This window comes from Pseudarthrobacter sp. SORGH_AS 212, assembly GCF_030818145.1.
Lineage (GTDB): Bacteria > Actinomycetota > Actinomycetes > Actinomycetales > Micrococcaceae > Arthrobacter.
The window spans coordinates 3,173,204-3,185,407 of record NZ_JAUTAA010000001.1; the positions used below are offsets into that span (position 1 = coordinate 3,173,204).

14 protein-coding genes are annotated in these 12,204 nt (G+C 65.2%); 12 read left to right on the forward strand and 2 right to left on the reverse strand.

The annotated features are described in order from the left end of the window. Positions 1-129 precede the first annotated feature (129 nt). Both QE394_RS14495 and QE394_RS14500 read left to right on the forward strand, forming a co-directional pair. Complete coding sequence (locus QE394_RS14495; protein WP_349034905.1) at positions 130-945, forward strand: MBL fold metallo-hydrolase; 816 nt, start codon at positions 130-132, stop codon at positions 943-945. Positions 946-1,148: 203 nt separating this feature from the next. Beyond that, positions 1,149-2,081, forward strand: coding sequence for a lipid kinase (locus QE394_RS14500; RefSeq protein ID WP_349034906.1), 933 nt, complete (start codon positions 1,149-1,151; stop codon positions 2,079-2,081). An 83-nt stretch (positions 2,082-2,164) separates the two neighbouring features. Here QE394_RS14500 and QE394_RS14505 read toward each other — a convergent pair whose 3' ends face one another. Beyond that, on the reverse strand, positions 2,165-2,449 hold the full coding sequence (locus QE394_RS14505; protein WP_091722430.1) for a hypothetical protein: 285 nt from the start codon (positions 2,447-2,449) through the stop codon (positions 2,165-2,167). Positions 2,450-2,641: 192 nt separating this feature from the next. Between QE394_RS14505 and QE394_RS14510 the strand changes: the two genes are divergently transcribed. The 4 genes from QE394_RS14510 (at position 2,642) to QE394_RS14525 (ending at position 5,753) form a co-directional block, all read left to right on the forward strand. After that, positions 2,642-3,016, forward strand: coding sequence for a GntR family transcriptional regulator (locus QE394_RS14510; RefSeq protein ID WP_091722428.1), 375 nt, complete (start codon positions 2,642-2,644; stop codon positions 3,014-3,016). A gap of 22 nt (positions 3,017-3,038) precedes the next feature. Further along, positions 3,039-4,028, forward strand: a complete 990-nt coding sequence (locus tag QE394_RS14515; protein ID WP_349034907.1) for an ABC transporter ATP-binding protein — start codon at positions 3,039-3,041, stop codon at positions 4,026-4,028. Continuing rightward, entirely contained in the window at positions 4,025-4,765 is a 741-nt protein-coding gene (locus QE394_RS14520) for a hypothetical protein (protein WP_349034908.1), read from the forward strand. The genes QE394_RS14515 and QE394_RS14520 overlap by 4 nt, the downstream gene beginning before the upstream one ends. A 133-nt stretch (positions 4,766-4,898) precedes the next feature. Further along, a complete protein-coding gene (locus tag QE394_RS14525; RefSeq protein ID WP_349034909.1) occupies positions 4,899-5,753 on the forward strand; it encodes an SGNH/GDSL hydrolase family protein in 855 nt (284 codons plus the stop codon). Positions 5,754-6,118: 365 nt separating this feature from the next. On the opposite strand, the gene QE394_RS14530 is transcribed toward QE394_RS14525, so the two are convergent. Beyond that, the gene (locus tag QE394_RS14530; protein WP_349034910.1) at positions 6,119-7,360 is read right to left on the reverse strand and encodes an amidohydrolase; all 1,242 of its coding nucleotides are present in this window, start codon (positions 7,358-7,360) and stop codon (positions 6,119-6,121) included. 121 nt (positions 7,361-7,481) lie between these two features. Between QE394_RS14530 and QE394_RS14535 the strand changes: the two genes are divergently transcribed. The 6 genes from QE394_RS14535 (at position 7,482) to QE394_RS14560 (ending at position 12,204) form a co-directional block, all read left to right on the forward strand. After that, positions 7,482-7,736, forward strand: coding sequence for a hypothetical protein (locus tag QE394_RS14535; protein WP_235501337.1), 255 nt, complete (start codon positions 7,482-7,484; stop codon positions 7,734-7,736). Positions 7,737-8,297: 561 nt separating this feature from the next. Then, positions 8,298-9,209: an ABC transporter ATP-binding protein gene (locus tag QE394_RS14540; RefSeq protein ID WP_056075883.1), complete on the forward strand. Its 912-nt coding sequence runs from the start codon at positions 8,298-8,300 to the stop codon at positions 9,207-9,209. A gap of 2 nt (positions 9,210-9,211) precedes the next feature. Then, positions 9,212-10,090: an ABC transporter permease gene (locus QE394_RS14545; protein ID WP_349034911.1), complete on the forward strand. Its 879-nt coding sequence runs from the start codon at positions 9,212-9,214 to the stop codon at positions 10,088-10,090. Between the two features lie 104 nt (positions 10,091-10,194). Then, positions 10,195-11,112 (forward strand): ACP S-malonyltransferase, encoded by a 918-nt coding sequence (locus tag QE394_RS14550; protein ID WP_349034912.1) that lies wholly within the window; start codon positions 10,195-10,197, stop codon positions 11,110-11,112. Beyond that, complete coding sequence (locus tag QE394_RS14555) at positions 11,105-11,875, forward strand: SDR family oxidoreductase (RefSeq protein ID WP_349034913.1); 771 nt, start codon at positions 11,105-11,107, stop codon at positions 11,873-11,875. Before QE394_RS14550 ends, QE394_RS14555 begins: the two co-directional genes overlap by 8 nt. A gap of 29 nt (positions 11,876-11,904) precedes the next feature. Next, positions 11,905-12,204, forward strand: a complete 300-nt coding sequence (locus QE394_RS14560) for an acyl carrier protein (protein ID WP_056075871.1) — start codon at positions 11,905-11,907, stop codon at positions 12,202-12,204.

Consider the following 12,204-nt stretch of genomic DNA (forward strand, 5'->3'; position numbering starts at 1 on the left):
TTCCTGATCCGGGCCACCCCCGGTAGGCCTGGGGCCCTGCGGGCGTGGCCCCGGGCTCAGCTAAGGACCCATGGGTACAATCGACGACTACACGAACGCACACTGCTTTGCCGGAGGTACGGAGAAACAATGTCGGAATGGCTTGAGGTCGGCGCGGACAACTACGTGCTGGTCACCGAGGGATCGCTGCTGAACACCGGACTGATCGTCGGGACCGAACGGGCCATGGTGATCGACACCGGCTGCGGCCCACGCCAGGGCAAGGAAATCCTGGACGCGGTCAGGGAAAAGACCCAGCTGCCCCTCGTCGTCGTCAACACCCACGCGCACTACGACCACTTCTTCGGCAACGCGGTGTTCGCCGAAGCGGGCGTCACGGAATTCTGGGCGCACGAGAACTGCGCCACCGAGATCGACCAGCGCGGTGACCTGCAGCGGCGCTTCGTCGGCACGCTGGAACCGGAGATGTCCACCGGCGAGGGCGAGAACGTGGAGCTCGTGGTGCCCAACGCCATCGTCCGCGACCAGCCCGTCCTGGTGGACCTCGGCGGCGTCACCGCCACACTGTTCTACCTGGGCCGCGGCCACACCGACGGCGACCTGCTGGTGGGCACTCCCACCACCCTGTACGTGGGCGACCTCGTGGAACAGGGCGCCCATCCGTCCTTCGAAGACTCGTTCCCCGAGGAGTGGGCCGACGCGCTCCGGCACATCTCGGCCCTCCGCCACCGCTACGAGTACCTGATCCCCGGGCACGGGAAGCCGTGCAGCGACCAGTTCGTCAAGACCATGGCCAACACGCTGACCACCGCCGTCCGCCAGGCCCGCCAGTCCATCCGGGACACCCCGGACGACGCCACCAAGGCGATCCCCGTGCTGCCCTATGGGCCGGAACAGTCACGCTGGTTCATCAAACGCCTCCAGGAAACCCACCGGGAGTACTGACCGGGCGGGCACCCGTTGACGCGAGAAACCCCGCGGGGGATATCACTTTCCGCGGGGCTCTCTGCAGCCTCCGTACCCAGCGGGCGGCTTCCCTAACGGGCGTCGCCCTTGAGTTTCAACGGGTCCAACACCCGGCCTGCCCGTGCGGGGCACACAGGAAACGTGCAGGGTCCTCCCAGCTCCGCCACCCTAGGATGGAGCTCATGAAGGCTGCCCGAGACGCCCGGTCCGTTGCCGTGGTGATCAACGCCGGCGCGCGCCTCGGGGCCGCGGCTCCTGACCAGGCGGTGGACATGCTGCGGAACGCGGGCCTGCCCGTCAATGCCGTGCACCGGATCCTGTCCGGCACGGACATGGCCGGGACCCTTGACCGGGTGATGGCCGAGAACCACGACCTGGTGGTGGTGGGCGGCGGCGACGGTACCGTCTCCTTCGCTGCCGGACGGCTCGCCGGGACCGGAACCGTGCTGGGCGTCCTGCCGCTGGGAACAGCCAACGATCTCGCCCGCACCCTGGAGATTCCCAGTACCCTGCCCGCCGCCTGCGCCGCACTCGCCGACGGAAAAGTAGTGGACATCGACCTCGGCCGGGTCAACGGCCAGCCCTTCCTCAACGTCGCCTCCGTGGGCCTCTCGGTGGGCGTCACCGAAACCCTCAGCCCCCGGCTGAAGCGCCGACTCGGCCCGCTCGCCTACGCCGTCGCTGCCGTCCGCGCCTACGCCCGGCACCAGCCGTTCCGGGCACGCCTCGAATTCCCCGAGGGCGACCACCAGGCCATTGAGCTCGAGAACCTGCTGCAGGTGGCCGTGGGCAACGGCAAGCACTACGGGGGCGGGAACGCCGTCTCACCCACCGCCGGCATCGACGACCACACCCTCGACATCTACGCCATCCCCGGCGCACCGCTGCGCGAACACATGCGCATCGCCCGGCTCCTCAAGGACGGCAGCTTCGTGGAACGCAGCGACGTGCACCACGCGACTACCCAGCGCGTCCGGCTGGTCACCGACCCGCCCATGCCGGTCAACCTCGACGGCGAAATCGCCACGGTCACGCCCGCGGACTTCACGATCGAGCGCAACGCCGTGCACGTCGTGGTGCCGCAGGGCAGCACCGCTGCGGTACTGGACGGGTAGCCCGCCCCGCGCCGCTTTCTAGAGACGGCCAGCGTCAAACGGAGACGTACGACGGCGGCCGCGCTCCGCCGTCGGACGTCTCCTCACGTGAAGGTGGGTCCGCCGTCCGCGGCCAGGAACGCGTCCAGCTCCGCCGACTGGTGGGCGGCGAAAGCCTTGTCCGCGTTGGCCTTGGTGCTGGCAAGCACCGGTATCTCGAGGCGGGTGTGGCAGCCGCGGCAGCGGATCTCGTGCGTCCACACCCAGCTGTACGCGGAGTGGATTTCCCTGACCTGCTGCAGGGCGGACGTGATTGCTTCCGTAGTGGCCACAAAGTGTGCCGCGTCCTCGCTGCTGAGGCTGCTACCAATTCCGATGTCGATGCTCATCGTCGCCTCTTTTCCGTAATAGCCGGATGGTGCTGTTGACAGTAGTGGCTGTTTCCCGGCTTAGGAACTGCCCGAAGGTCACGGTTGCCTAACGCCCGGGCGCCGGAGGCTGAACAGGAACGTTGCGTCTTGACGACGGCCTACTTCCATGGTTAGTTAGTCAAGTAAGTAACCAACTGGCCGGGAGGTCGCCTGATGGACGAAGGCAAACCACTCTTCGTGCAGATCGCCGAACAGGTCGAAGCCTCGATCCTGGACGGAAGCATCGCCGAGGAGTCACAGGCGCCGTCAACAAACGAGCTCGCCGTGTTCCACCGCATCAACCCGGCAACTGCGGCCAAGGGCGTGAACATGCTCGTGGACAAAGGCGTGCTGTACAAGCGCCGGGGCATCGGCATGTTCGTTGCCCCGGGTGCCCGCGAACTCCTGCTCAAGGAGCGCCGCAGCGATTTTGCCGAACGGTATGTGCAACCCCTGCTGGCCGAAGCCCGCAGGATCGGGCTCGGGCCCGAAGACGTCGCGGACCTGGTCCGCACCGGTGCCGGCGCTGAACCGGCAAAACCATAAACCTGCCAGATCGAAGGACGCGATGAACTCCGTAATACAGGTCAGGAACCTCACCAAGCGATACAAAGACGCGCTCGCCCTGGACGGTGTCAGCTTCGACATCGAGCAGGACGCCATCTACGGCCTGCTGGGACGCAACGGCGCCGGCAAGACCACCGCCATGTCCATCCTCACGGCCCAGAACCTGCCCACCAGCGGCGAGGTGCGCGTGTTCGGCGAAAACCCGTATGAGAACGCCCGGGTCCTCAGCCGCATGTGCTTCGTCCGGGAAAGCCAGAAATACCCGGACGACGCCACCCCGCGCCACGCCTTCGCGGCCGCCCGGCTGTTCTTTCCCCGGTGGGACCAGGGCCTGGCGGACGAACTCATTGACGATTTCCAGCTCCCGCTGAAACGGACCATCAAGAAGCTCTCCCGCGGGCAGCTCTCGGCCGTGGGGGTCATCATCGGCCTGGCGTCCCGGGCGGAGGTCACCTTCTTCGACGAGCCGTACCTGGGCCTCGACGCCGTGGCCCGGCAGATCTTCTACGACCGGCTGCTGGCCGATTACGCCGAAGTCCCGCGGACCATCCTGCTCTCCAGCCACCTCATCGACGAGGTCTCCAACCTGATCGAACGGGTGCTCCTGATCGACGACGGCCGCATCATCATGGACGAATCGGCCGATGACGCCCGCGCCCTCGCCACCAACGTGGTGGGCGACGCCGCCGCTGTGGAGCGGGTGGTGAACGGCCGGGAAGTCATCCACCGCGAAGGCCTGGGCCGCGTGGCATCCGTGACCTTCCTGGGCCGCCTGGACGGCGCCGAACGCGCCGCGGTTGTTGCCGACGGCCTCGAACTGGCGCCGGTCTCACTGCAGCAACTCATTGTGCGCCTGACCCAGCACCGGTCAGCCGGGCGCCCGGGTGCGGACGGCTTCGGTTCCAAGGACTCCGGCACGAACAACTCCGGCACGAAGAGCCCCAGCACGAACACCTCAGACGCGGATACCCAGGAAGGAAGCCTGCGATGACAACCCTCGATTCCGGCGCAGCCCTGCAACACCAGGTGCCGCGCAACCGCATGCTCAACGTTGTCCGGCTGCAGTTCGTCAACACCCAGACGTTCATCTGGGTGCCGGCGCTGGTGCTGGGCGGCTCCTGGGTGCTGTCCATGATGATCTTCTGGATCATCGGCGGCGCCGGCGTCACCGAGGTCAAAGCCGGCGGCGGTTCCCAGGCACCCCTGTGGTACTTCCTCGCCATCGGCATCCAGGCCATGACCATGACGTTCCCGTTCTCGCAGGCCATGAGCCTCACGCGGCGGGAGTTCTTCCTGGGCTCCCTCGCGGCGGCTGCGGTCAGCGGGCTGGGCATGTCCCTGGTGTTCGTGCTGCTGGGCCTGTTCGAGCAGGCCACCGGCGGCTATGGGATCAACGGCTACTTCGCCTACCTGTACTGGGTATGGGCGGCAGGTCCGTTCGCCGCCGGCCTGACCTACCTGACGGCCACCCTGTTCTTCTTCACCATCGGCTTCTGGTTCGCCACCATCTTCAAGCGGTTCGGCGCCCTGGGGCTCACCATCGCGCTGCTGGCGTTGGGCCTGGCGCTGGTCGGCTTCATTGCCCTGGTGACGTTCCAGCAGGCATGGCCGGCAGTGGGCCAATGGTTCACGGACACCGGAGCGCTGGGCCTGACGCTGTGGGCCATTCCGGTGACCGGGCTGCTCGCCGTCGGTTCCTACCTCACCCTGCGCAGGATGCCCGCCTGAGTCCGGAACGGCCCGGACCACCACAAGGGAAGGACGTACGACGGCGGCCGCGTGCCGCCGTCGTACGTCTTTCCTGTGCGGGGCGTCGTCTTAAGCGCCATTGCGGCGCGTGCCGGCAAGTAAGATTCTGCGGGTGAGGGGAAACGGTCGGCGCCCGGGCGCGCCCGCGGGGGAGTGGATCAAGTACGCGGCACTTTTGGTGCTGGCGGTTGCGGCTTTCGGGGTCGCCGCGCTGGCCCTCATGGGCCCGCGGGACCCAAGCGGGACCGTTCCCGTGGCGGCGGCGAGCACCCCTGCGGCATCGGCCACCGGTTCGCCGGCGGCCTCCCCGGCTCCTGCTTCACCTGCTCCGGCCCCCACGTCCACCTCAACGGGCCGGCCGGCAAAGATCGAGCTGCCCGAGAACCCCGTCCTCCTCATCATGGGGGACTCCTATACGGCCGGCGACGGCGCCGACCAGCCGGACGGGAGCTGGGCGAACCTCGTTGCGGGGTCGCTGGGATACCCCACCAACATCGACGGCCGCGGCGGGACCGGGTTCGCGTGGGGCGGCGGTGCCCGGGACGACCAGGGCGGCGAATACGAAATCCGGCTGCGGCAGACCGCGGCCAACAACCCGGCCTTCGTCCCCAACCTGCTGGTTCTCCAGGGCGGGCAGAACGACGCCGAGATCACCGATGCCGGTGAGATCACGGACGCCACCCGGCAGACCATTGAGTCGGCCCGCCGGTTCTGGCCGGGGGTGCAGGTGGTGGTGCTCGGGCCGTCGGCGCCGCAGCCGCTGGGGGAGGACCTGCGGGATGTGAACACTGCGGTCCGGGCCGGTGCCGAGGCGGCGAACGCCCCCTTCATCGACGCCGTGGAGGGCCGCTGGTTCACGGCCGCGAACAGCCCGGGATTCGACGCCGACGGCGCGCATCCGAACGCCGCCGGGCACGCTTACATTGCGGACAAGTTCCTGGAGTCCTGGGCCGCGCTGGCGGAGTAGCGCTGCGCTGGCAATTTTGCGCTGGTCATTTATTGCCGGGCCGGTGGAATAAGAAGTGTGGGGGCCGACAGCTATTTGCGGATCGACGCTGATCCGCCGCCTCCGCCGTCGGCCCCGGTCTTTATGTATTTGGGTTGGAGCGTTTGGCGGCGCCTTTGCTCAGCGCCGCCAAACCATTGAGACCATCGGGTTCTACGCCGACTGCAGGAATGGGCTGACTGGGCCTCAGATCCCAGGTGCACCCCCATGCATTCCCATCCTTTACTGAAGACTGTGCGGGAACCGGCTCAACATCTGCGCCAATTAGGGTCAAGAATTCCTCAAGACTGGATGGCCGGGAACTTTCCCGGGAACTAATCCAGCATCTAGGGACGGTTGGTTTCCGGGGCAAGCCACGACAGGGCCGCCACCACCTGGGCCTGGACTCCCATGGACAGGGTGGGGTCCAGCACCGGGGCGAAGAACGGCGAGTGGTTGCCCGGAATGTCGCGGCTGACGGTTCCCTGGCTCTCGGCGGCCTGGTACGTTGCCGGGTCCACGCCGCCCAACAGCCAAAAAGTGTAGGGCGCCCCGAAGGCATCCGGGATGTGGCTGAAGTCCTCAGATGCGGTCTGGGGCTGCGCCTGGCCCACCGCAGCGGCACCAAAATGGGCCAGGAACGCGGCGGTCACCTGTTCCGTCACGGCTGCATCATTGTCCGTCAGCGGGAACTGGTCGTAGAACTCGAAGTCCGGCTCGCGCGGAGACTCCGCTGACAGGCATTCACCTTTGACTATCCGCTCGATGGCCGCCAGCATCGTGGACCGCACCTGCGGATCATAGGTGCGGATGTTGAGGAGCAGCTCGGCCCGGTCCGGGATGATGTTGGACTTGGTCCCGGCGTTCAGCGCCCCAACGGTCAGGACGGCAAACTCGCCGGGCCGTATCTCCCGCGACACCACAGTCTGCAGCCGCAGCACGATGGATGCCGCCAGCACCACGGGGTCAACGGCCATGTGCGGCATGGACCCGTGGGCGCCTTTGCCGTACACGGTGATCCTGAGGGAGTCGCCGGCGGAGAGTACCGGCCCGGCCGTGGTGGAAACTGTTCCCGCCGGGGCGGGCATCACGTGCTGGGCAAGCGCGACGTCGGGCCGCGGCACCTTGGCGGCCAGGCCGTCGTCGACCATTGCCTTGGAGCCGGCACCGACCTCCTCGGCGGGCTGGAAGAGGGCGATGTAGGTGCCGGACCAGGCGCCGCGGCCATCCGCCATCAGTTTGGCGGCCCCCAGAAGGGTGCTGACGTGCACGTCGTGTCCGCAGGCATGCATGACGCCGACGGCCTCGGACGCATAGGAAAGTCCGGTGGCCTCGGTGACCGGAAGCGCGTCCATGTCCGCCCGCGCCAGCACGGTGGGCCCGCTGCCGTTCGCCAGGACACCCACGACGCCGGTGCCTCCGAGGCGGACCACGCGGTAACCGAACGCGGCAAGTTTGTCCTCCACCAGCCGGGCGGTGCGGTGCTCCTCCAGGCTCAACTCGGGATGGCGGTGCAGGTCCCGGTACGTATCCCGGATCCAGCCGAGCTCCGCCTCGAGGCCCGCCAGTACTTTCTCCGCATTGCTCATCAGGCCAGTATGCCGTCCCATTGTCCGGCCAGATATGGGCCGCCGTCGTATCTTTTTTTGCGGGAGGCGCCGGAATAAGTCAAGTCTTGAACCGCCGCTGTCGATGCCGGATCCTGTGCCGATGGGCGTCAGCGAAGAGGTGCGGGCACTGTCCGCGGTAGTGGACCGGCTTGCCGAACGGCACCCGGGCCTGTCCCGGCACGTGATCGAGGACGTGGTCCAAGAGGAGCATCGGTCACTGGACCGGGGCAGGGTGCGGGACTTCGTGCCCATCCTTGTGGAGCACGCGGCGCGGGACCGCCTGCACACCCTGAGCCTCCAATCGTGTAACAAAAGGTCCAATTTCAGGGCCGCGCCGAACCCATCCGCCGCTTAGCCGAACGCTGCAAACGCTGTTCAGGGTTCTGGAGGCCGGCCAATCCTTATCGGCGCACGGAAATGCCTTGACAGCTTCGGCGCGATCCTACTTTCTTGGCTAGCATGGCTGACTTGCCCGTGTGACAACCGGTAGGTGTTTTCGCAGGTCAGCGTCAGATGAAGTTTAGCTAAACGATTTACTAATTAACGGTTGCGATGGCCCCACTGGCCCGCGGAATTACGCCCCCGCCACTTTGGACGGGCCGGCTCCCCGCGATCGCCCTGCCACCTGCGGCTGACCCCTCCTGGTCGCGAGGCGTGACAGCATTTGTAAATTGCCGAGTCGAAAAACCCTCTTGACCTCACATGTCACTTGTGAAGTTCCGCGGCAATAAGTGGGAGGTGGCTATCCGAAAAGGTGGGCGCTGGAATTGACTTGCTATTCCGGCCGCGCGGCATCCTCGTTTTGCGGCCAGCCTCCGGCTATGTAGTCTTTCAAGCGACATGCCGATTTGGGGGCGGGTCAAAACAAGCTTGTAGCCGGCGCCTTACTGGGTGCCGGCAGGTTGATCTGTAGAGCATGCGTAGGGGTGCATTCTTGATTCGCGTTGAAGGTCTCAGAAAGAAATTCCAGAACGTCACGGCAGTGGACGGGTTATCCATGGAGATACCCACGGGATCCGTGTTCGCGTTCCTTGGAACCAATGGAGCAGGAAAAAGCACCACCATCTCCTGCATGACAACCAGCCTTCCGTTTGATGAAGGCACGATTGTCATCAATGGCAACACCGTCGGAAAAGACGATGAGCGGATCCGGCGTGACATTGGCGTCGTCTTCCAGCAGTCGCTGCTTGACCCGCTGGCCACCCCGGTGGAGAACCTCAGGCTCCGCGCTGGGTTCTACGGACTAGGACGCAAAACCGATGCCCGGATCAAGGAACTCACTGAACTGGTGGACCTGGGAAGCTTTGCCAACCGCAGCTATGGCCCCCTTTCAGGCGGGCAAAAGCGGCGTGTCGACATTGCCCGCGCCCTGATCCACAGCCCGTCCGTCCTGTTCTTGGATGAACCCACGGCCGGCTTGGATCCGCAGAGCCGGGAACAGGTATGGGAAGCGATCAACACCCTGCGCGAGGAACAGGGCCTCACGGTGTTCCTGACGACCCACTACATGCAGGAGACCGAGAACGCCGACGAGGTGGTGATCATTGACAAGGGCAGGAAAATCGCAGCCGGTACGCCGGCGGAGCTCCGCTCCCAGCACAGCCGCAGCGTGCTGACAATCCAGTCGCTGGCCCATGCGAGCCTTGAACGCACCGTCACGGAACTCGGCCTGCCCTACGAGGCCCGGACCGACGTATTCGAGATCGGCGTCGAAACGACGCGGGACGCGCTGGCCGTCATCGATGCCCATCGTGAACATATTGGAAACTTCGAATTACGGCACGGAACGATGGACGACGTCTTCCTTTCGCTGACTGGAAAGGCATAAAGATGCGAATTACCGCTCTCCTTATGGGCCGCAATTTGTCCTTGTTCTTCCGCGACAGGATGGGTGTATTTCTTTCCCTCCTTTCAGCCATCATCCTTTTCGCCCTTTACGCCTTGTTCCTGGGAAATCTCCAGGTGGAGAATGTCCAGGAAAAATTCCCTAATGCCAGTGCCGGGGATGTTCAGGGCTTTGTCAATTCCTGGGTGTTCGCTGGCATCGTCATGATCACTACGCTGACCACCAGCCTTTCGGCCCTCAACATCTTCGTTGAGGACAGGGCATCCGGACGCTTCAAGGATTTCATGGTCTCTCCGGTGCGGCGAGGTCAGTTGGTGGGCGGCTACCTGCTGTCGAGTTTCGTGATTGCCGTGATGATGAGCACCGTGATCCTGGTGGTGGGGCAGGTCTACATGCTTGCCAGCGGTCAGCCCATCACCTCGTGGACCGGCCTGGCGCAGACCTTCGCCTACATCTGCCTGCTGTCCGCAGCATTCTCGGCACTATCTTCCTTCATCGTGACGTTCATACGCAGCTCCAGCGCCTTCTCGTCACTTGGCACTATCGTCGGAACAATCATTGGTTTCCTCGCCGGTGCCTACATCCCCTTGGGAACCCTGCCGGACGGGGTCACCAACGTCATCAACGCCCTGCCGTTCTCGCAGGCGGCGATGCTGGTGCGCGGCCCACTCACCGAGGCAACCATCGACCAGCTTGCCGGAGGCCAGGATCAGGCCATCACCGCCCTGGACGAGTTCTACGGCGTCGACATCTTCGTGTCAGACCTTGCCGTCACAGTGCCCATGGCCATTGGCGTCATGGTCGCCGTCCTTGCGCTGTTCGCCGCGCTGGGCATGGTGCGGATCCGCACCCACATCCGCTAGGCCTCAACACCAATTTCCCCCACACCACCGTCCCCGACGGTGGTGTGGCTTGGTGCACCCTTTTTCGCTGGCAGGTGCACCCTTTTGCATTAGGAGCCATTGATATGAGTCAAACCATCGGGCTGTTTCCAGGGCAGGGCAGCCAGTACGTAGGTATGGGGAACCGCCTCGCCAAAGGGAACGCCGCCGCCGCTGCGGTGTTCGACCGGGCCGGGACCGCTACAGGTGTGGATGTGCGGCAGCTTTGTTGGGAAACCGACAGCGCCGAACTGGAACGCACCGAAAATGCGCAGCTGGCGCTGACAGTCTTCAGCCTCGCCGCACACAGCGCCTACGAATCAGGGGGTGGCGCCCCTATCGATGGCTGTGCCGGGCACAGCGTTGGCGCCATCGCGGCGGCCGCGGCCGCCGGCTATCTCTCCATTGAATCGGCGTCGGTCCTTGCCCAGACCAGGGGCCGCCTGATGGCCCGTGCACCCGGCAGCGGAGGGATGCTTGCGGTCGCAGTCCCTGCCCGGGACCTTGCAGAAGAAGGCCGCAAGGCCGGGCAGGACATGGCGCTCGCCTTCGGGCTGGATGTTGCCGCCCACAACGGGCCGCGGCAGATTGTGCTTTCCGGGGCAGCTCCCTCACTGGACATGGCGGCAGCAGCCCTCGGAGCCAAAGCCAAACGGCTCAGTGTCAGCCACGCTTTCCACTCCCGTCTTATGGGACCCGTGGAGGCGGAATGGCATGAGGTGCTGGACAGCGTAGGGATAGCCAAGGCCGCCGGGACCTATATCGGCTGCACGGACGCCAGGCCAACCCGCCGGGGTACCGACGTCCTGGCAGACCTTAAGCGAGGCCTGTGCCACCCCGTGATGTGGAGCTCGGTAATGGAGGAGAGCCGCGCATATGACCGGCTCTGCATCTTCGGCTCAGGACGGGCTATTGCCCGCTTGGCCCGGCCGTATCAGCAGTCTCGGGAAGTGCTCATTGTTGAGGACAACGTCAAGCTCGCGGAAGGTGCTGGCCGTGCATAGCGTCGATGCCACCGGGCCCGATGTTCCCGCCCGGCCCGTAGCCCTGATAACGGGTGCGTCCAGGGGCATTGGTCACGCCTCTGCTGTCGCACTGGCCCAGGCCGGATACGACGTCGTGGGCTTCTCGCGTTCCGGTGAATCGGACAGCTCCGAGACGGCAGAACTCGTCCGGCAGGCTGGTGGGACTTACAGTTCGCACAAGGTTGATGTCTCGGTGGAAGCAGACGTAAGGACGGCTTTCAGGTCCTTCCTGGCGGCTACCGGAAGGCGCCTGGATGCCGTGGTGGTTTCCGCCGGCATCACCTCTGATGGACTCGCCGCAACGATGTCTGCGGACCGCTTTGACTCAGTGATCGCCGTCAACCTGCGCGGCACCTTCCTGGTGTGCCGGGAAGCGGTCAAGGCCATGCGCAAGTCCGGGGGCTCGATTGTCCTTCTCAGTTCAACTTCCGGCGTGTCCGGCCAGGCAGGCCAGATCAACTACAGCGCCAGCAAGGGCGGCGTGAACGCCATGACGCAATCTCTGGCCAAGGAAGTTGCGGGCATGGGGATTCGCGTTAACGCCGTGGCACCTGGGTTCACGGACACTGACATGTTCCGACGCATGGACGCTAAGGCCCGGCACGATCTCACCCGTCACATCCCGCTACAGCGCGTAGCGCACGCCGACGAGGTAGCACGCGCTATCCGGTTCCTGGCCACCCCGGAGTCCAGTTACATCACCGGCCAAATACTTCCCGTCGACGGCGGACTCACCGCCTGATTGCACCACCAAGCCGAAAGAAGGACACCATGCCTGAAAACACTGAGCAGTACCAACGCGCCCAGCGCCGCTTCGAACTCAACGCCGCAGTCCGGCGGAGCATTATTGGGGGTCTCGACCTCCCTGTGGACCCAGACCTGGTAGATGACGACCAGCCCCTGTTCGGGCGGGGACTGGAACTCGACTCGCTGGACACCCTCGAAATCGTCAGCCTGATGGAAGAGGATTTCGGGGTTTATATCACCGACGAACAGCGGTTTGTCTTCGGATCCGTCAACAAGCTGGTGGACTTCGCCGAAGCCGCCCAACTCGCTGACAACGGCGCCTGA